At 52.7% G+C, this 19,910-nt stretch carries 20 protein-coding genes; 10 read left to right on the top strand and 10 right to left on the bottom strand.

What is annotated here, in order from left to right:
• Positions 1 to 14: 14 nt before the first annotated feature.
• The 4 genes from ACLJZ5_RS13255 to avrA all read left to right on the top strand — a co-directional run bounded on the left by ACLJZ5_RS13255 (position 15) and on the right by avrA (position 3,898).
• On the top strand, positions 15 to 467 hold the full coding sequence (locus ACLJZ5_RS13255) for a type III secretion system effector protein OrgC (RefSeq protein ID WP_000612177.1): 453 nt from the start codon (positions 15 to 17) through the stop codon (positions 465 to 467).
• 335 nt (positions 468 to 802) lie between these two features.
• The gene (gene hilC / locus ACLJZ5_RS13250; RefSeq protein WP_000243998.1) at positions 803 to 1,690 is read left to right on the top strand and encodes an invasion transcriptional regulator HilC; all 888 of its coding nucleotides are present in this window, start codon (positions 803 to 805) and stop codon (positions 1,688 to 1,690) included.
• A gap of 383 nt (positions 1,691 to 2,073) precedes the next feature.
• Positions 2,074 to 2,829: a transcriptional regulator SprB gene (gene sprB, locus ACLJZ5_RS13245; RefSeq protein WP_024797820.1), complete on the top strand. Its 756-nt coding sequence runs from the start codon at positions 2,074 to 2,076 to the stop codon at positions 2,827 to 2,829.
• A 160-nt stretch (positions 2,830 to 2,989) separates the two neighbouring features.
• Positions 2,990 to 3,898, top strand: coding sequence for a type III secretion system YopJ family effector AvrA (avrA, locus tag ACLJZ5_RS13240; protein WP_023785403.1), 909 nt, complete (start codon positions 2,990 to 2,992; stop codon positions 3,896 to 3,898).
• Between the two features lie 98 nt (positions 3,899 to 3,996).
• On the opposite strand, the gene sitD is transcribed toward avrA, so the two are convergent.
• Genes sitD through sitA form a run of 4 tightly spaced genes read right to left on the bottom strand, consistent with a single transcriptional unit; the run spans position 3,997 to position 7,428 of the window.
• A complete protein-coding gene (gene sitD, locus ACLJZ5_RS13235) occupies positions 3,997 to 4,845 on the bottom strand; it encodes an iron/manganese ABC transporter permease subunit SitD (protein WP_000480208.1) in 849 nt (282 codons plus the stop codon).
• Entirely contained in the window at positions 4,836 to 5,696 is an 861-nt protein-coding gene (gene sitC, locus ACLJZ5_RS13230) for an iron/manganese ABC transporter permease subunit SitC (RefSeq protein WP_001104336.1), read from the bottom strand. Before sitC ends, sitD begins: the two co-directional genes overlap by 10 nt.
• Positions 5,693 to 6,514, bottom strand: coding sequence for an iron/manganese ABC transporter ATP-binding protein SitB (sitB, locus tag ACLJZ5_RS13225; RefSeq protein WP_000083153.1), 822 nt, complete (start codon positions 6,512 to 6,514; stop codon positions 5,693 to 5,695). The genes sitC and sitB overlap by 4 nt, the downstream gene beginning before the upstream one ends.
• On the bottom strand, positions 6,511 to 7,428 hold the full coding sequence (sitA, locus tag ACLJZ5_RS13220) for an iron/manganese ABC transporter substrate-binding protein SitA (RefSeq protein ID WP_000182930.1): 918 nt from the start codon (positions 7,426 to 7,428) through the stop codon (positions 6,511 to 6,513). The genes sitB and sitA overlap by 4 nt, the downstream gene beginning before the upstream one ends.
• A gap of 181 nt (positions 7,429 to 7,609) precedes the next feature.
• On the opposite strand from sitA, the gene ACLJZ5_RS13215 reads away from it, so the two are divergent.
• Entirely contained in the window at positions 7,610 to 7,954 is a 345-nt protein-coding gene (locus ACLJZ5_RS13215; protein ID WP_024797819.1) for a nitrous oxide-stimulated promoter family protein, read from the top strand.
• Between the two features lie 61 nt (positions 7,955 to 8,015).
• On the opposite strand, the gene flhA is transcribed toward ACLJZ5_RS13215, so the two are convergent.
• The 6 genes from flhA to hypA all read right to left on the bottom strand — a co-directional run bounded on the left by flhA (position 8,016) and on the right by hypA (position 14,001).
• The gene (gene flhA / locus ACLJZ5_RS13210; RefSeq protein ID WP_000122691.1) at positions 8,016 to 10,094 is read right to left on the bottom strand and encodes a formate hydrogenlyase transcriptional activator FlhA; all 2,079 of its coding nucleotides are present in this window, start codon (positions 10,092 to 10,094) and stop codon (positions 8,016 to 8,018) included.
• 218 nt (positions 10,095 to 10,312) lie between these two features.
• A complete protein-coding gene (hypE, locus tag ACLJZ5_RS13205) occupies positions 10,313 to 11,323 on the bottom strand; it encodes a hydrogenase expression/formation protein HypE (protein ID WP_001059962.1) in 1,011 nt (336 codons plus the stop codon).
• Positions 11,320 to 12,441, bottom strand: a complete 1,122-nt coding sequence (hypD, locus tag ACLJZ5_RS13200) for a hydrogenase formation protein HypD (protein ID WP_001212956.1) — start codon at positions 12,439 to 12,441, stop codon at positions 11,320 to 11,322. Before hypD ends, hypE begins: the two co-directional genes overlap by 4 nt.
• Positions 12,441 to 12,713 (bottom strand): hydrogenase 3 maturation protein HypC, encoded by a 273-nt coding sequence (hypC, locus tag ACLJZ5_RS13195; RefSeq protein ID WP_000334871.1) that lies wholly within the window; start codon positions 12,711 to 12,713, stop codon positions 12,441 to 12,443. Before hypC ends, hypD begins: the two co-directional genes overlap by 1 nt.
• Positions 12,704 to 13,576, bottom strand: a complete 873-nt coding sequence (gene hypB, locus ACLJZ5_RS13190; protein ID WP_024797818.1) for a hydrogenase nickel incorporation protein HypB — start codon at positions 13,574 to 13,576, stop codon at positions 12,704 to 12,706. Before hypB ends, hypC begins: the two co-directional genes overlap by 10 nt.
• Positions 13,577 to 13,644: 68 nt before the next feature.
• Entirely contained in the window at positions 13,645 to 14,001 is a 357-nt protein-coding gene (hypA, locus tag ACLJZ5_RS13185; protein ID WP_000544461.1) for a hydrogenase maturation nickel metallochaperone HypA, read from the bottom strand.
• Positions 14,002 to 14,210: 209 nt separating this feature from the next.
• On the opposite strand from hypA, the gene hycA reads away from it, so the two are divergent.
• The 5 genes from hycA (at position 14,211) to hycE (ending at position 19,905) form a co-directional block, all read left to right on the top strand.
• Positions 14,211 to 14,672 (top strand): formate hydrogenlyase regulator HycA, encoded by a 462-nt coding sequence (gene hycA / locus ACLJZ5_RS13180; protein ID WP_000158075.1) that lies wholly within the window; start codon positions 14,211 to 14,213, stop codon positions 14,670 to 14,672.
• A gap of 145 nt (positions 14,673 to 14,817) precedes the next feature.
• Entirely contained in the window at positions 14,818 to 15,426 is a 609-nt protein-coding gene (gene hycB / locus ACLJZ5_RS13175) for a formate hydrogenlyase subunit HycB (protein WP_001079163.1), read from the top strand.
• The gene (gene hycC, locus ACLJZ5_RS13170) at positions 15,426 to 17,252 is read left to right on the top strand and encodes a formate hydrogenlyase subunit 3 (RefSeq protein WP_000097041.1); all 1,827 of its coding nucleotides are present in this window, start codon (positions 15,426 to 15,428) and stop codon (positions 17,250 to 17,252) included. The genes hycB and hycC overlap by 1 nt, the downstream gene beginning before the upstream one ends.
• Before the next feature lie 2 nt (positions 17,253 to 17,254).
• Complete coding sequence (locus tag ACLJZ5_RS13165; RefSeq protein ID WP_024797817.1) at positions 17,255 to 18,178, top strand: respiratory chain complex I subunit 1 family protein; 924 nt, start codon at positions 17,255 to 17,257, stop codon at positions 18,176 to 18,178.
• Positions 18,179 to 18,195: 17 nt separating this feature from the next.
• Positions 18,196 to 19,905: a formate hydrogenlyase subunit HycE gene (gene hycE, locus ACLJZ5_RS13160; protein ID WP_001288155.1), complete on the top strand. Its 1,710-nt coding sequence runs from the start codon at positions 18,196 to 18,198 to the stop codon at positions 19,903 to 19,905.
• Positions 19,906 to 19,910 lie beyond the last annotated feature (5 nt).

Genomic DNA, 19,910 nt, shown 5'->3' with positions numbered 1-19,910 from the left:
ATGGAGGTTATAAGGTGATACCGGGTACGATTCCGACTTCTTATTTGGTCCCGACAGCGGACACTGAAGCGACGGGTGTGGTTTCGTTGAGTGCCAGGGCCGCTATGCTGAATAATGTGGATAGCGCGCCTTTAAGCAATGGCGGCGACGTTGATCTTTATGATGCATTCTACCAACGACTTTTGGCGCTCCCTGAGTCAGCCTCTTCTGAAACGCTTAAAGATAGCATTTATCAAGAGATGAATGCCTTCAAAGATCCTAAAAGTGGTGATTCGGCTTTTGTTTCTTTTGAGCAGCAAACGGCTATGCTACAAAACATGTTAGCAAAAGTTGAACCGGGCACCCATTTATATGAGGCTTTAAACGGGGTATTAGTTGGTACAATGAATGCACAGTCACAAATGACCTCCTGGATGCAGGAGATTATTTTATCGGGCGGGGAAAACAAAGAGGCAATTGACTGGTGAACCCCCATTGCTGGCGATTTGTGATAAGGTATGGTGTATATATCAGCAAGTAATGCACCATGCCAGTGTATCTATCTTATTGATGTATATGGATTATTAAGGTCTCTGCCAGGCGTTTTATTCTGAAAGGATTATATTAATATTGTAAGCTTCCATTACAAAATTGTGCATAAAGTTTGTAAGAGTATCTTTTTGTGACAAAATGAACGCGCGTTGGAATGTAATTATTGGCTATAATAATAAAAAAATCGGATTTAAATCATCACTGTGAGTTTTAATTATTTGTTTATAAGAATATAACGATTTTGAGTTCCTTATAGCACACAGGATAAAATATGGTATTGCCTTCAATGAATAAATCAGTTGAGGCCATTAGCAATAATCACCTTCAACAGCCGAACAAATTTCCATTAATAAATGGATTAGCTGACGTAAGAGACTATTATGTCGCAAACTGCTTATTGTTTAAACTTAATAAAGGCAGTTTGCGAATTGAAAACGAATTTGGGGAGTTCATCGAACAATCTGCGCCGTGTTTATTTTTATTGGAAAAAGATCAAACAATCACGCTTAGTATGAGCGAAATAGAAGGGCATATTGATTTTTCTTCACTGGAAGTTTCCTATGACTTAATGCAAAAATTCTACAAAGTTTTTTACAGTACAAGAAACTACAATGATCGAGAGCTATCATTAAAAACGAAACCAAAGTATTTTTTTCATGCGGACTTGTTGCCAGGGATGAGTGATACTTTTGACTCTATTTTGCATGGTGTGGCATGTCCACGGGTTTGTAGTAATGTGAGTATTGATGATCATGATTATTCATATTTCTCATTGATGTATCTTATATCGGCATTTGTACGTAAGCCCGGCGGGTTTGATTTCCTTGAGCGAGCAATAAAAATTACGACAAAAGAGAAAGTTTATAACATTATTATCAGCGATCTCACCCGCAAATGGTCACAGGCTGAGGTGGCAGGAAAGCTGTTTATGAGCGTATCAAGTCTGAAGCGAAAACTGGCCGCTGAAGAGGTGAGTTTTAGCAAAATATACCTGGATGCTCGTATGAATCAGGCTATAAAATTATTACGTATGGGGGCTGGAAATATTTCACAAGTCGCGACGATGTGTGGCTATGATACGCCTTCTTATTTTATCGCTATTTTTAAACGGCATTTTAAGATTACACCGCTTAGCTTTATGCGTACAATGAACCATTGATTTGTGAAATTATTTTAAACGTTACTATCTGTTTGCGTTACAGATACCAAATATTTTTTAATCGTAGTGTATATTTCAGTATCGCTACACCAGTGATATGTAGTTAATGAAAGGGAATCGAAAGCGTTCATTGTCAGACATACATGGCCACCAGGCGTCGGGCAATCGTTGTACTCTAAGAGATTACAGTAAAGTAAAACAGCAAATTTAATCATTATCAGATTTGTAAAAGGAATTCATTTCGGTAACGACATTGCGCATGTAATAACGTATCTGGTCTTATTACCTTTGTAGTAAGAAGGCGTTATCTACTTGCGCAGTAGTCGCCCAGGAAGAAAAATTATTACCGAAGCTGTAGTCAGTTTTCAAAAAAGGATAAATAAATGAGAAATGTAATTATATACGGTATTAACTGGACTAATTGTTATGCCCTTCAGTCTATTTTTAAGCAAAAATATCCGGAAAAGTGCGTTAAAACGTGTAACTCATTAACCGCACTTTTGCATTCTCTATCCGATATACCGGACGCCGGGCTGATTTTAGCTTTGAACCCGCATGAGCATGTTTATCTTTTTCATGCGTTGCAGACGCGGTTGCAGAACCGTAAAGTTTTGGTAGTGGCAGATCGCTTGTATTATATCGATCGCTGTGTGCTGCAATATTTTGGCGTTATGGATTATGTTTTAAAAGACGAACTATCCTGCGCTATCCGCTCGGATCGAGAGAAGCTCCGTCTTCCGGAAGCCTGGCTGCGTTTCTGCCACAGGCCACAAAAGAAAACCGTGGCTACTACGTATGCTTTTAATGCCGGCGAGACGCCGGAAGAGGTATTGTTTAATATCAATCAATACGCCTGGTGGAATCTACCTCCCGGCGTCACTCAGGCGAAATATGCGCTGCTGATATTATTATCCTCCGGACATCCGGCAATTGAACTGGCGAAAAAATTTGGTCTGGGAACAAAAACCGTCAGTATTTATCGTAAGAAGGTTATGTATCGTTTGGGGATGGACTCTTCACCGCTATCGCTGTTCCGGGGACTGAAACTAGACGCGCATTTACAGCGCACTGCTTTTGCACATAACCCTGGTGTACTTGACGATAATTGCGCGTTACCGATTGCGGTAGGAATGAATTAAAATATTTTTTATCATTTATGACCATGTGTTGAGCTTTTATTATAAAAAAGATTTTTTGAGTAGTAATTCTTATATATAATCATCCGGAGGTGGTTGGTAGCCTGGCTCAATCATTGAGGCATATTTTTGCAGGCAATATATTGAATCTGAAAAGTTAAAGATGATATTTTCGGTGCAGGAGCTATCATGTGGAGGGAAAAGTATGCTAAGTCCTACGACTCGTAATATGGGGGCGAGTTTATCGCCTCAGCCTGACGTCAGCGGGGAGCTAAACACCGAAGCATTGACCTGTATTGTTGAGCGTCTGGAAAGTGAAATTATAGATGGCAGCTGGATTCATATCAGTTACGAGGAAACCGATCTCGAAATGATGCCTTTTCTTGTTGCACAGGCCAATAAGAAGTATCCAGAGTTAAATCTTAAATTTGTTATGTCAGTCCATGAGCTTGTTTCCTCTATAAAGGAGACCAGAATGGAAGGCGTTGAATCTGCCCGATTTCTCGTAAATATGGGAAGTTCAGGTATCCATATTTCAGTCGTCGATTTTAGAGTTATGGACGGAAAGACATCGGTGATTTTGTTCGAACCAGCAGCGTGTAGCGCTTTTGGACCTGCTTTACTGGCGTTGAGGACCAAAGCAGCTCTTGAACGTGAACAACTGCCTGATTGTTATTTTGCTATGGTCGAGCTGGACATTCAACGAAGCTCTTCTGAATGCGGTATTTTTAGCCTGGCGCTCGCCAAAAAACTTCAGCTTGAATTTATGAACTTAGTAAAAATTCATGAAGATAATATTTGTGAACGTCTGTGTGGTGAAGAACCTTTTCTCCCGTCCGATAAAGCAGACCGCTATCTGCCGGTGAGTTTTTACAAACATACTCAAGGCGTACAACGATTAAATGAATATGTGCAGGCCAATCCGGCGGCGGGAAGCAGTATAGTAAACAAAAAGAATGAAACGCTTTATGAGCGATTCGATAACAATGCCGTTATGCTAAACGATAAAAAACTCTCTATATCCGCTCATAAAAAAAGGATAGCTGAATATAAGTCTTTGCTTAAACCGTAATGAAATTATGAGGTTACCTGCCAGAGGAAATCCTTCCAGCGCCATAAAACTACTCTATATTATGACCGTATGTTTCCTGAATAGCAGGCAAAAAAGTGTTAACCTTGCGCCTCTGGTACGATTTCATTACGCCTGTCGCGCCATGTTGCGTAAATAAATGCCGCAATAAACACGATGGCAAATAATACCACGATGGTCGGCGCTGGCGCGCTATCAAGATAAAAAGACAGATAGACGCCCGCAAAAGCGGTAATAACTGACAGACTCACCGCTAATCCCAGCGCGCGCGCAAAGCGTCGCGTCAGCAAAATGGCAATTGCGCCGGGGGCGATAAGCAGTGAGATCGACAGAATAATGCCCACCGATTTCAGCGTGGCGACGATAGTCAGCGCAATCATACATAGCAGGCCATAATGCAGTAGCGTGGTATTCAGCCCGCTGGCTTTCGCCTGGTGCGGGTCAAAAGCGTGTAGCAGGAGATCTTTCCATTTCAGCCCTATGATTAACGCAATACCCAGTGCAATAACCGACGTTTGTACGATATCCCCCAGCGATACGCCCAGCATATCCCCAAACAGGATGTGATCCAGATGCACTTCCGATTGAATAGAAACATAGAGCACCAGACCTGCGCCAAACATCCCGGAAAAGACGATGCCCATCACCGTATCACGTTTGATGCGGCTGTTATCGTCCAGATAGCCGGTCGCGATAGCGCAAAATAATCCGGCAATGAAAGCGCCAATCGCCAGGGGGATCCCCACAATATATGCCAGCACGACCCCGGGGAATACCGCATGACTCATTGCGTCGCCCATTAACGCCCAGCCTTTTAACACTAAAAACACGGACAGCAAGGCGCAGGGAATCGCCACAATGACCGAAACCATAAGGGCGTTCACCATAAAATCAAACTGAAAGGGTTCCAGTAACGTTGTTAAGAACATGTCGGCTCCTTCTGCAGGCGGGCGCGTCGACGGTTAGCTAACAGACCGTGTTTCGGGGCGAAAATAAAGGCCGTGATGAACAGTAAGGTTTGCATGACGACAATAATTCCACCCGTGGCGCCATCCAGCCAGTAGCTAAGCCATGCGCCCAGAAAACTGGTCAGGCTGCCAATCACGACGGCAATCATGAGCAGACGTGGAAAACGGTCGGTGAGTAACCAGGCCGTCGCGCCCGGCGTGACGACGAGACAGATCACCAAGAACGCCCCAACGGTTTGCAGGGCCGCTACGGTAGAGACGGACAATAGAGTGAAAAACAACAGCTTTAGTCGACCCGGATTAAGCCCGATAGAACGCGCATGGGTCTCATCGAAAAAGACGACCATCAGATCTTTCCACTTTAACAGCAGAATCGTCAGCGAGACCGCGCCGATAATCGCCAGTTGCGCAATATCCGCTGGCGCGATCGCCAGCACGTTGCCGAGAATAATCGTCTGGATATTCACCGACATCGGATTGAGCGACACCATAAAAAGGCCGACGCCAAAAAAAGAGGAGAAGATAAGCCCGATAATCGCGTCTTCTTTCAGGCGTGAGCGTTGGTTAAGAAAGAGCATACTGCCTGCAGCCAGTCCGCCGGAAAGAAACGCGCCGAGCGAGAAAGGCAGCCCTAACATCCAGGCGCCAGCGACGCCAGGCACAATAGAGTGAGATAGCGCATCGCCAATGAGCGACCAGCCTTTGAGCATCAAATAGCAGGAGAGAAACGCGCACAGACCGCCCACCATCGCGGAGACCCACATCGCGTTGAGCATATACTGGTAGCCAAACGGCTCAACAAGCCAGTTCATGACGATTTTCCTCCGCTGGCCACGCGCCGGGAAATAAAGGGGCGCTCGTCATCGGTGATGATGTGCTCTTCACCTCCGCTTAGCGCGATATGACGTAGAACGCCGCTAAACGCCTGTTCCAGATTCGCGGCGGTAAACGTGGTTTCGGTAGGGCCGCTGGCCAGTACGGTTCCTTTAATCATTACCGTATAGTCGCAAAACTCGGTGACGGAGCCGAGATTATGCGTTGAGACCAGCATCGTGCGGCCTTCATCGCGCAGTTCCCGCAGTAGATCGATGATTCGCGCTTCGGTTTTTACATCCACGCCGGTAAAAGGTTCATCCAGCAGGATTACCTGTCCATCCTGAGCGATGGCCCTGGCAAGAAACACACGTTTTTTCTGCCCGCCGGACAGCTCGCCAATCTGCCTGTGACGATACTCCTGCATATCTACCCGCGCCAGCGCGGCGTCAACACAGGCGTGATCATGCGCAGTGGGACGGCGTAGCCAGCCCATATGGCCGTAGCGTCCCATCATCACCACATCTTCTACCAGCACCGGAAATGACCAGTCCACTTCTTCCGATTGTGGAACATAAGCAATGAGGTTTTTTTTCAGCGCCTTGTTGACTGACTGTTGCAGGATAGTGATATCGCCCTGCGCAAGATGCACAAAGCCCATTAACGCTTTAAATAACGTAGACTTACCGGAACCATTTACGCCTACCAGCGCGGCGATTGAACCGCCAGGCACCTGAAAAGTGGCGTCCCGTAGGGCGGTATGACCGTTGCGATACGTCACCGTGACCTGATCAACGGTAATCGCAGATTGACTCATTGTTGACTCCTCAGTCCGTCGTTAATGCCGTTGACGATGGTTTCGGTCGTGACGCGCAGCAGATCCAGATAGGTTGGCACAGGGCCGTCAGCGGCGCTCAGAGAATCGACATACAGTACGCCGCCATAATGCGCGCCGGATTCACGCGCGACCTGGCGGGCGGGTTTATCGGAAACCGTACTCTCGCTAAAGATGGCGGGAATATGGTGCTTTTTAATGGTATCAATCACTTTACGCACCTGTTTTGGCGTCCCCTGTTGATCGGCGTTAATTGGCCAGAGATAAAGCTCTTTCATGTCGTTATCGCGCGCCAGGTAAGAGAACGCGCCTTCACTGGTGACCAGCCAGCGCTGATCGGCGGGAATTTTTTCCAGCTCGGCACGCAACGGATCGGCCATCTGGCGAATTTTCGCTTTATAGCGTTCGGCGTTTTGCTTATAGATCTGCGCATTATCCGGATCGTACTTCACCAGGGCGTCGCGAATGTTATCGACATAAATCAGCGCGTTTTCTGCCGACATCCAGGCGTGCGGGTTCGGTTTACCGTTATACGGGCCTTCGGTAATGCCCATCGGTTTGACGCCGGTAGAGACGACGACTTCCGGTACGCCGGAAAGGTGCTGATAAAATCGGGCGAACCATCGCTCCAGGTTCAGACCATTCGCGAGGATAAGCTGTGCCCCCTGCGCTCGTTTAATATCGCCGGGCGTTGGCTGATACTCATGGATTTCAGCGCCGGGTTTGGTAATCGAGCTGACTTCCGCTGCGTCGCCCGCCACGTTTTTCGCCATGTCGGCAATAACGGTAAACGTGGTGATGACTTTAAATTTCTCTTTTGCATAGGCTGGCGATAGCGCGAGTATCGCGACAATACCGGCAATCAGGAGTGTTTTCAGACGATGTAGATTCGTCATAGTATCCCTCGCAACAATGTGGTTAATTAATCATCGAATATAGCCTTTGCTATGTTATATAGCACAAGGCATGAATAAATGAAAATAATTCTTATTTGCGAAATGGCGACGATATGCAGTGATAGTGCTAAAGAGGGATAAGGTGTAAAATAAATACACCTTAATGTTCGGAGAGAGCACGATGCCTGGTAAACGTATCGCTCGTGAAAAACTGACGATCAAAAAAATGATCGCGCTGTATGAAAGCCAGTGCCCACAGGCGTCAGCGGTGCAGGGGCATTACGACGCGCTGTTCGCCTACGCGCAAAAACGTCTTGATAAATGCGTATTTGGCGAGGAAAAACCCGCCTGTAAGCAGTGCCCGGTGCACTGCTATCAGCCGGCTAAACGCGAGGAGATGAAGCAGATTATGCGTTGGGCAGGTCCGCGAATGCTTTGGCTACACCCTGTCCTGACCGTGCGGCACCTTATCGACGATAAGCGCCCCGTTCCGGAATTGCCGGAAAAATATCAGCGCAAGAAGTGAAGGGGAAGCGCCAGGCCTACGGCGCGCATCATCTCCTGGCCGGATCAGATCCGGCAACCCGTTACGCTAACGCGTCTTTATCAATACCCAATCGCTTCATACGCGACAGCAGGGTGGTTCGTTTAAGCCCCAGACGCTGCGCCGCGCCTTTTGGTCCAGCCACTACGCCATTGGTCTCTTTCAGCACGCGTATAATAAGCTGATATTCATCTTCGCCTTCTTTGGCGCTTTCAGTCGCAACAGGCGAGGTATCGGGCGTTACGGCGGTAATATCCGGCAGTGACAGTTGTAGCACATTGCCGCGCGTCAGCAGCACGGCGCGCTCGACGACATTCTCCAGCTCGCGAACGTTCCCCGGCCATTCCATGCCGCTGAGCGTGCGCAGTGTTTCGGCGGGAATGCTGTCGATATTACGCCCCATTCGGCGGGCAATTTTGAAGGTGAACGCTTTGACCAGTAGTGGAATATCTTCCGGACGTTCGCGCAACGGAGGAAGCTGGATCGGAAAAACATTCAGCCGATAGTAGAGATCGTTACGGAATTCGCGATCGGCGACCATTTTTTTCAGATCGCGGTTAGTCGCGGCGATCAGCCGCACGTCGGTCTGGATCAGTTTATTGCTGCCGAGACGTTCAAACTCTTGCTCCTGAAGGACGCGCAGCAGCTTAGGCTGTAGCTCCAGCGGCATGTCGCCCACTTCATCCAGAAACAGCGAGCTTTTATCCGCCAGCTCGAAACGGCCAATCCGCTGCGCGCTGGCGCCGGTAAACGCGCCGCGCTCATGACCAAACAAATCGCTTTCCAGCAGCCCCGCCGGCATCGCGGCGCAGTTCATCTTTACCATCCTGCGCCCGCTACGTCCGCTCAGGTTGTGAATGGCGCGGGCAATCAACTCTTTACCGGTTCCCGTTTCGCCCAGGATCAGTACGGTACTGTCGCTCTGCGCCACCATCTCAACCTGCTTTAGCACGTTGTACATCGCTTCGCTGCGCCCGATGATCTCGCCAAACTCGCTGTCGACGTTATTAAGCTGCTCCGTGAGCGCCAGGTTTTCGTCGACCAGGCGTTCCTTCAGGCGGTGGATTTCCTGATAGGCCAGCGCATTATCCACGGCAATGGCTACCCGTTCGGCAATCTGACGCAGCAGCTTGAGGTTGGCGGTGGTAAACACTTTTTCTTCGCACTGGGCCAGTTTGAGCACGCCAAGCATCGTCTTGCCGGACATCAACGGCAGCAGGCAAAGCGTCTGGATCTGATTGCCCCAGGTATCGAACAGCATGCGTTCGTAGGGGGCAAGCGGATCGCGTTCGTTGAGGTTGATAAGCAGCATCTCTTTACTTTTAAAGACGCGCTCCGTGAGCGTGCCGGCTTCGTCGACTTCGCTCTGTTCGTGCGCCGGATGATGCTCATCAAGGTAGTGGGTGGAGTAGATATTCAGCTTATTTTTGCGATGGCTGCGCAACACGATGCTGATCGCGTCGATATTGAAATAGTGGTGGATCTCTTTTGCGACTTCGCTTACCAGTTCATCAATATCCAGACGCGACAGGACGGCGTTGGTGATTGCAACCAGAATACGGAAGTTATCGCGTTCGCGGCACAACAGATCATAATCGACATTATTGTTTACCCGGTTTTGAATTTGCTCGGCGACCACGCCGACAATTTGGGTAAACGTATGCAGGCGGTCATATTCCTTTTCACTCCAGGGACGATCTTCCTGACGGATGAATTCGCAGCCGCCGAAAATACGGCCCTCCGCGGCTAAAGGAAGCAGACAGTAATGACCAAATTCAGGGTAGAGGCCGCTCGCGGCAAGCTGCGGCCAGGTTTCGGTAAACTCATGGAAATTACAGTGTAATGCATCGGGGCGAGAAAGGATGCGACGTACCGGGCCGTGCGCCAGTACGGTTTCATCTTCATATTCAACAGGACGGCCATTTTCTCGCGTCGCATAATATTGTGCGCGTTGCGACTGCGCCTGCCATAGCACAATGCCGGCGCTGTCGGCGAGCGCTGAACGCTTTACCAGTTGCGAAAGCGCTTCACTGAGCGACGCCAAATCGGGCTGCTGCAATAAGGTACGAGTGATATCGAACAAGCCTTGCTGTCCAAGATCGCTCATGGGTGTATACGACATGTTGCTTTTCCAGGAAAATACCGCAAAACGGTGCGAAAACGGTAAATGAATTATAGGTATAAGTCGTAAGTTATTGCCGGATGGCTGACCGCAAACTCGCTGGTCACACACTCCGTAGGCCTGATAAGCAAAGCGCCATCAGGCGTTAATGCAGCGTTAATGCCGGATGTCGACGCAAATGCGTCTTATCCGGCCTACAGTATGCTGCCAACAGGCTGCTAGCATATACGAGGTAATGGTTCGGCGTGTGGCAAATCAAGGGTTCGCTTCACGCCATAGAGTCCGGCTAAGCGAACGCCTTTGCGTTCCACGACTTCGCCAATCAGCGCCGCATCACGTCCCAGCGGATGCGCGCGTAATGCCGCCAACGCCCGATCTGCGGCCTGCCGTTCAACGGCAATCACCAGTTTTCCTTCGTTGGCAAAGTTCAGGGCATCCAGCCCCAACAGCTCGCAGACGCCGCGCACGGCAGGTTTGAGCGGCAGTGCGGATTCGGACAATTCAATACCGTAACCGCAGGACGCCGCAAACTCATGGGCGACCGCATTCACGCCGCCGCGCGTGGCGTCACGCAATGCCTTCACTCCGTCAATATGACGCAGCGTCTGAATAAGCGGCGTTAATACTGCGCAGTCGCTCGCCAGCTCGCCATCCAGTCCCAGTTGCTCACGCAGGTTGAGGATAGTGGCGCCGTGATCGCCAAGCGTACCGCTGACTAACAGCACATCGCCAACGCTCAGCGTTTGCGCGCCCCAGCGAATATCGGCGGGAATCGCCCCCATGCCGGCAGTGTTGATAAACAATTTATCCGCCGCGCCGCGCTGCACAACTTTGGTGTCGCCGGTTACAATGGCGATACCCGCTTCCCGCGCGGTCGCCGCCATGCTATTGACCACGCTTTTTAACGTCTCCATCGGCAGCCCTTCTTCAAGGATAAAGCCGCAGGAGAGATAGCGGGGGATCGCGCCGCTCACCGCTACGTCGTTCGCCGTACCGCAAATCGCCAGTTTGCCGATATTGCCGCCGGGGAAAAAGAGCGGATCGATCACATAGCTATCGGTAGAAAACGCCAGACGGTCGCCCTCCGCCGTCAGTTGCGCCAGCTCCAGACGCGCCTGATCTTCTTGTTCCGCCAGCCACGGGTTGGCAAAGGCCTCCATAAACAGGCTATTAATCAACTGTTGCATAGCCTGGCCGCCGCTGCCGTGGGCGAGTTGTATATTGTTCAAACTTCACACTCCTGCTGACGATACTGATACCAGGCGGCGCATGCGCCTTCGGAAGAGACCATCAGCGCGCCGAACGCGGTCTCTGGATTACATGTTTTACCAAATAGCGGGCACTGATGCGGCTTGCATCTGCCGGTCAGCACTTCGCCGCAGCGGGCGCGCGGATCGTCATAGACCTGCTGTGGCGCTGGGCGGAAATGCGCTTCGGCGTCAAAGCGCTGATACTCTGGCGTCAGGTGGACGCCGGAGGATTCAATTACGCCCAGACCGCGCCACTCGCTGTCGCCATTAACGCAGAACACATCGGCGATGGCCTGCTGCGCCAGCATGTTTCCGGCATCCGGCACCACGCGACGGTATTGGTTTTCAACCTGGCTTAGGGCCGCTATTTTCTGCTCAACCAGCATGACCACGCCTTGCAGTAGATCAAGCGGTTCGAATCCAGCCACCACCAGCGGGCGATTAAAATCGGCGGCGATAAACTGGTACGCCTCGGTGCCGATGACCATGCTGACGTGGCCTGGCGCAAGAAAGGCGTCAATGCCGTTGTCCGGCTGCTCCAGTAGGCTACGCAGCGTCGGGATCAGCGTAATGTGCTGGCAGAAAAAGTAGAAGTTTTGCACGTCACGCTGTTTTGCCTGCTGTAGCGTGATGGCGGTGGTCGGCATGGTGGTTTCAAAGCCCAGCCCGAAAAATACCACTTTGCGGGTCGGGTTATCCTGCGCCAGCTTCAGCGCGTCCATCGGAGAGTAAACAATACGGACATCCGCGCCGCGCGCTTTAGCCTGCAACAGAGAACCCTGTTTCCCCGGCACGCGCATGGCATCGCCAAAGGTGCAGAAAATCACCTCCGGATGGCTGGCGATTTCCACGCAACTGTCGATGCGTCCCATCGGCAGCACGCAGACCGGACAACCGGGACCGTGAATAAACTCCACGTTTTCGGGCAGTAACTGATCGAGACCAAATTTAAAAATTGCGTGGGTATGACCCCCGCAGACTTCCATAATGCGCAACGGACGTTCGGCAGTGTAAGGAAGAAGGGCGGCGCGTTCACGCAGGTGTTCAATGAGCTGCATTACCTGTTCCGGCGCACGGTACTCGTCAACAAAACGCATTATCTCTCCTCACCATACAGCAGTGCGCCGACGTCCGGCTCAACATCAAACATATTTTGTAGCGCGTCGAGCGTGTCGCGCGCTTCCGCTTCGTTAATGACGCTCATGGCGAATCCGACATGAACCAGCACCCACTGACCCAGACGCGGCTGACCGTTTTCATCACAACTGCCGACTAATGTGAGATCGACGTCGCGCTGAATGCCGCAGACGTCAACTTTTGCCTGATTGCCGTCAATGGCGCGGATTTGACCCGGCACGCCTATGCACATCGCTGCGCCTCCAGCCAGGCCAGCCACTGATCCATGCCTTCGCCGCTGGTGGCGGAAATCAGGATAATTTCAATCTCCGGGTTCACTTCACGCGCGCTGGCGATGCACTTCTCAACGTCAAAATTGAGGTAGGGCAGCAGATCGACTTTATTGAGCAGCATGAGCGACGCAGCGGCAAACATATGGGGATATTTCAGCGGCTTATCTTCACCTTCGGTCACGGAAAGCACTGCGACTTTATGCTTTTCGCCCAGATCGAAGCTGGCCGGGCAGACAAGGTTACCGACGTTTTCGATAAACAGAATACCGCGGTCATCCAGCGGCAGGCGCGGCGCGGCGTCGGCGATCATTTGCGCGTCAAGATGGCAGCCTTTACCGGTGTTGACCTGAATGGCGGGCGTGCCGGTAGCACGGATGCGGGCGGCGTCGTTCACTGTCTGCTGGTCGCCTTCAATCACCGCGCACGGTACACGGTCTTTCAATTTCATCAGCGTTTCGGTCAGCAGGGTGGTTTTACCTGACCCGGGGCTGGACACCAGGTTGAGCACCAGTTGCTGGCGGGCGGCGAAACGGGCGCGGTTGCGCTCAGCCAGACGATTATTTTTGTCCAGCACGTCGATTTCAACCTCCAGCATCCGCCGCTGACTCATACCAGGCGCGTGAGTTCCGGCTTCGCCGTGGCCGTAATGCAGATCGCCTTCTGCGGTCTGACTTGGGGTAAAGTCAGGCGTTTTAATGCCGGTAATATTCAGCGCCGGGCGAGCCGCTGGGGCAAAGGGCGCGCTACGAAACGCTGAGTGCGGATTATGTTCATCGCCTTCTATATAAAGGTTGCCTTCAGCGCAACCGCAAGTCGTACACATCGCTTACTCCTGATCTTTTTCTTGTTACAGGCTTTCTGCCGGATGGCGACGCGAGCGCCTATCCGGCATTAATCTTCAGTTTCATCAATCTCTATGCGCCGAATTTGTAAGCCGTCATCGGCCACAATTCGCAGCGTATCGCTATGACATTGCGGACAACGACGTACACGGTGGGTTAACAACGTGACATATTGTTGACAATGCTCACACCAGCATTCGGCTTCCTGTTCTTCGAGGTGCAGTTTACAACCTTCTGCTATCGTGCCGCGGCATACCAGATCAAAACAAAAGGAAAGAGCGCTGGTTTCCACGCAAGAAAATGCGCCAATTTTGATCCAGACGGCTGTCACACGTTTTGCACCGTATGCTGAAGCCTGTTGTTCAATCAATTCCAGTGCCCGTTGGCAGAGGGTGATTTCGTGCATATCGCCTCCCGTAGTGGTTGCCCCTGTAAAGCAATATTTATGCCAATATTTGTATCCCCTGGCAGGTTAATGTCGACGATGACGAAATGACATGTCGTCACCGCGTCGAAACGGCAGTTACTGTGCGCGTCTGCCATTAAAAACAATAAGTTAAAAATTGGCATGGAAAATGCTTAACGCAGGCATCTCTGTTAAACGGGTAACCTGACATGACTATTTGGGAAATAAGCGAAAAGGCCGATTACATCGCGCAACGGCATCGTCGCCTACAGGACCAGTGGCATATTTACTGCAACTCGCTGGTTCAGGGGATCACCCTCTCGAAAGCGCGCCTGCATCACGCAATGAGCTGCGCGCCGGAAAGGGATCTTTGCTTTGTCCTGTTTGAGCACTTTCGTATTTACGTCGCGTTGGCGGATGGTTTTAACAGCCACACCATTGAGTACTACGTTGAAACCAAAGATGGCGAAGATAAGCAATTGATTGCACAGGCGCAGCTCGATATCGACGGCAAGGTTGACGAACGGGTTAACAACCGCGATCGCGAGCAGGTGCTGGAGCACTATCTGGAAAAAATCGCCAGCGTTTACGACAGCCTCTATACCGCTGTAGAAACCAACTCGCCGGTTAATTTGCGTCAATTGGTAAAGGGAAACAGCCCGGCGGTATAAGCCTGAGGCGTTGCCCGCTTTGATTCGCGATGTGGCGTTGCGCCATGTCATGAATGTTTTGGGGATGGGCGTGTCGATAAGTGTCGAAAATGACATTTCAACGGCATGTTTTCGTCAAAAATGACAATCACCTGAGGAATGCCTGGTGAATCGTTTTGTAATTGCTGACTCCACTCTCTGTATCGGCTGCCACACCTGTGAGGCCGCCTGTTCAGAGACGCATCGCCAGCATGGCCTGCAGTCAATGCCGCGCCTGAAAGTGATGCTGAATGAAAAAGAATCTGCGCCGCAGCTTTGTCACCACTGTGAAGATGCGCCATGCGCCACGGTATGCCCGGTTAACGCGATTAATCGCGTTGACGGCGCTGTCCAGCTTAATGAAAGCCTGTGCGTGAGCTGCAAACTGTGTGGTATTGCCTGTCCGTTTGGCGCTATTGAGTTTTCCGGCAGCCGTCCGCTGCATATTCCAGCGAACGCCAATACGCCGAAAGCGCCGCCCGCGCCGCCAGCGCCTGCGCGCGTCAGTACGTTGCTCGACTGGGTGCCGGGCGTACGCGCTATTGCGGTGAAATGCGACCTGTGCAGCTTTGACGAGCAAGGCCCGGCCTGTGTGCGGATGTGCCCGACTAAAGCGCTACACCTGGTGGATAACACGGATATCGCCCGCGCCAGCAAACGTAAACGTGAGCTGACGTTTAATACCGATTTTGGCGATCTCACCTTGTTTCAGCAGGCTCAGAGTGGGGATGCATAATGAGTTCACTTTCACTGATTACTAGCGGCGTCGCGTGGTTTGCCGCCGCCGCCGTTCTGGCGTTTCTGTTTTCGTTTCATAAAGCGCTGAGCGGCTGGATTGCCGGTATCGGCGGCGCGGTCGGCAGCCTGTGTACGGCAGGCGCGGGGTTCACCGCACTGACCAGCGCCGTTACGGTGAGCGGCGTGATGCCGTTTACCGGCCACATGCTGCAAATTACGCCGCTGAATGCTATCTGGCTGATTACGCTGGGGCTGTGCGGTCTGTTCGTCAGCCTGTTCAATATCGACTGGCATCGCCATCCACAGGTAAAAGCCAACGGACTGTTGATCAACCTGCTGATGGCGGCAGCCGTCTGCGCCGTGGTCGCCAGTAACCTGGGGACGATGGTGGTGATGGCGGAAATCATGGCGCTCTGCGCCGTGTTCCTCACCGGCGGTAGCAAAGAGGGCAAACTGTGGTTTGCGCTGGGCCGTCTCGGTACGCTGCTGCTGGCAATCGCCTGCTGGCTGGTGTGGCAGCGCTACGGCACGCTGGATCTGGGGCTGCTTGATCAACGCGCTCAGCAACTGCCGCTGGGCTCCGATATCTGGCTGCTCGGCGTTATCGGTTTTGGTCTGCTGGCCGGGATTATCCCGCTACACGGTTGGGTGCCGCAGGCGCACGCCAACGCCAGCGCTCCCGCCGCCGCGCTGTTCTCGACCGTGGTGATGAAAATCGGGCTGCTGGGCATTCTCACGCTATCTCTGCTTGGCGGCAATGCGCCGCTGTGGTGGGGCGTGGCGCTGTTGGTGCTTGGGATGATCACCGCCTTTGTCGGTGGTTTGTACGCGCTGATGGAGCATAACATTCAGCGTCTGCTGGCCTATCACACGCTGGAGAATATCGGCATCATTCTGCTCGGTCTGGGCGCAGGCGTTACCGGGATTGCTCTCAATCAGCCGGTACTGATCGCGCTGGGTCTGACCGGCGGGCTCTATCACCTGCTGAACCATAGCCTGTTCAAAAGCGTGCTGTTTCTGGGCGCGGGCAGCATCTGGTTCCGTACCGGTCATCGCGATATCGAAAAACTGGGCGGTATTGGTAAACGGATGCCGGTTATTTCTATCGCCATGCTGGTCGGTCTGATGGCGATGGCTGCGTTGCCGCCGCTGAACGGCTTTGCCGGCGAGTGGGTGATTTACCAGTCCTTCTTCAAACTGGGCAACAGCGGCGCGTTTGTTGGTCGTCTGTTAGGACCGCTGCTGGCGGTTGGCCTGGCGATTACCGGCGCGCTGGCGGTGATGTGTATGGCGAAAGTTTACGGCGTGACGTTCCTTGGCGCGCCGCGCACGAAGGAAGCTGAAAATGCCAGCTGCGCGCCGATCCTGATGGGCGTCAGCGTGGTGGCATTGGCGATTTGCTGTGTACTGGGCGGGGTTGCCGCGCCGTGGCTGCTGCCGATGATTTCCACTGCGGTACCGTTGCCGCTGGAAACCGCGCACACCACCGTATCGCAGCCGATGATCACGCTGCTGTTGGTCGCCTGTCCGCTACTGCCGTTCATCATTATGGCGATGTTCAAAGGCAACCGTCTGCCGTCGCGTTCTCGCGGCGCGGCCTGGGTGTGCGGCTACGATCATGAGCAGTCGATGGTGATTACCGCGCACGGTTTTGCCATGCCGGTGAAAGAGGCCTTTGCCCCGGTACTTAAACTGCGTAAATGGCTTAACCCGGTATCGCTGGTGCCGGGCTGGCAGAACGCGGCGGCCGCGGTGCTGTTCCGTCGTCTGGCGCTGATTGAGCTGGCGGTGCTGGTGGTGATTGTGGTTTCACGAGGAGCCTGAAAATGAGTGTGTTTTATCCGTTAATTCAGGCGCTGGTGCTATTTGCCGTTGCGCCATTGCTGTCCGGTATTACTCGCGTGGCGCGCGCCCGTCTACACAATCGCCGAGGGCCGGGTGTGTTGCAGGAGTACCGCGACATTATCAAACTGCTCGGTCGTCAGAGTATTGCGCCTGCGGATTCCGGCTGGGTTTTTCGCCTGACGCCGTTTGTGATGGTCGGCGTGATGCTGACTATCGCCACCGCGCTGCCGGTTGTCACCGTTGGATCTCCGTTGCCGCAACTGGGTGATTTAATCACCCTGATTTACCTGTTCGCGATTGCGCGCTTCTTCTTCTCTATTGCAGGCCTGGATACCGGCAGCCCGTTCACCGCGATCGGCGCCAGCCGTGAAGCGATGCTCGGGGTGCTGGTGGAGCCGATTCTGCTGCTGGGTCTGTGGGTCGCCGCGCAGGTGGCGGGTTCAACTCATATCAGCAATATCGCCGATACCATTTATCACTGGCCTGTCGCGTGCAGTATTCCGCTGATTCTGGCGCTGTGCGCCTGCGCCTTCGCCACCTTTATCGAAATGGGCAAGCTGCCGTTCGACCTGGCGGAAGCGGAGCAGGAGTTGCAGGAAGGGCCGTTGACCGAATACAGCGGTAGCGGCTTTGCGGTGCTGAAATGGGGCATCAGCCTTAAACAACTGGTGGTGTTGCAAATGTTCGTCGGCGTGTTTCTGCCGTGGGGACAGATGGAAACCTTCAGCGCAGGCGGACTGTTGCTGGCGCTGGTGATTGCCGTCGTCAAGCTGATTGTCGGCGTACTGGTGATCGCCCTGTTTGAAAACAGCATGGCGCGACTGCGTTTTTGCGCCACTTCACGCGTGACCTGGGCCGGTTTTGGGTTTGCGTTTTTAGCCTTCGTCTCCTTGCTGGCGGCGTGATTTAAGAGAGTTTGAGCATGTCTGAAGAAAAATTAGGTCAACAATACCTTGCGGCGCTGCACCAGGCGTTTCCGGGCGTCGTGCTGGACGAAGCCTGGCAGACCAAAGATCAGCTGACTATTACGGTGAAAGTAAACTATCTGCCGGAAGTGGTGGAGTTTCTTTACTACCAGCAGGGTGGGTGGCTGTCGGTGCTGTTCGGTAATGACGAACGCCAGTTGTGCGGCCACTATGCCGTTTATTACGTACTGTCGATGGAGCAGGGTACGAAGTGCTGGATTACCGTCCGCGTTGAAGTGGATGCCAATAAGCTGGAATTCCCATCCGTTACGCCGCGCGTGCCGGCTGCCGTGTGGGGTGAGCGCGAAGTACGCGACATGTACGGTTTAATCCCGGTCGGTCTGCCGGACGAGCGCCGTCTGGTGCTGCCGGACGACTGGCCGGATGAACTCTATCCGCTGCGTAAAGACAGTATGGATTATCGTCAGCGCCCGGCGCCGACCACCGATGCGGAAACCTACGAGTTCATTAACGAGCTGGGTGACAAGAAAAATAACGTGGTGCCGATTGGCCCGCTGCATGTTACTTCCGATGAACCGGGCCACTTCCGTCTGTTCGTCGATGGCGAAAACATTATCGACGCCGACTACCGCCTGTTCTACGTCCACCGTGGTATGGAAAAACTGGCGGAAACCCGCATGGGTTATAACGAAGTCACCTTCCTGTCGGATCGCGTGTGTGGTATCTGCGGCTTCGCCCACAGCACCGCCTACACCACTTCCGTGGAAAACGCGATGGGCATTCAGGTGCCGGAGCGTGCGCAAATGATCCGCGCTATTCTGCTGGAAGTGGAACGCCTGCACTCGCATCTGCTCAACCTTGGCCTGGCCTGTCACTTCACCGGCTTTGACTCCGGCTTTATGCAGTTCTTCCGCGTGCGTGAAACCTCCATGAAAATGGCAGAGATACTGACCGGGGCGCGCAAAACTTACGGACTGAACCTGATCGGCGGGATTCGCCGCGATCTGCTCAAAGAGGACATGATCCAGACCCGTCAACTGGCGCAGCAGATGCGTCGTGACGTGCAGGAGCTGGTGGACATGCTGCTGAGCACGCCGAATATGGAACAGCGTACCGTGGGTATCGGTCGTCTGGACCCGGAAATTGCCCGCGACTTCAGTAATGTCGGCCCGATGGTGCGCGCCAGCGGTCACGCCCGCGACACCCGCGCCGACCACCCGTTTGTCGGTTACGGTCTGCTGCCGATGGAAGTACATAGCGAGCAGGGTTGCGATGTGATTTCTCGTCTGAAAGTCCGTATCAACGAAGTTTACACCTCGCTGAATATGATCGATTTCGGTCTGGATAATCTACCGGGCGGCCCGCTGATGGTGGAAGGCTTTACCTATATTCCGCACCGTTTTGCGCTCGGCTTTGCCGAAGCGCCGCGTGGCGATGATATCCACTGGAGCATGACCGGCGACAACCAAAAGCTGTACCGCTGGCGCTGTCGTGCGGCGACCTACGCCAACTGGCCGACGCTGCGCTATATGCTGCGCGGCAACACCGTCTCCGATGCGCCGCTGATTATCGGCAGCCTCGACCCTTGCTACTCCTGTACCGACCGGATGACCGTGGTCGATGTGCGTAAGAAGAAGAGCAAAGTCGTGCCGTACAAAGAACTTGAGCGCTACAGCATTGAGCGTAAAAACTCGCCGCTGAAATAAGGAAT

The organism is Salmonella sp. 5800, from assembly GCF_046558195.1.
GTDB classification, from domain to species: Bacteria; Pseudomonadota; Gammaproteobacteria; order Enterobacterales; family Enterobacteriaceae; genus Salmonella; species Salmonella enterica.
This window is presented reverse-complemented; position numbering and strand designations above follow the sequence as displayed.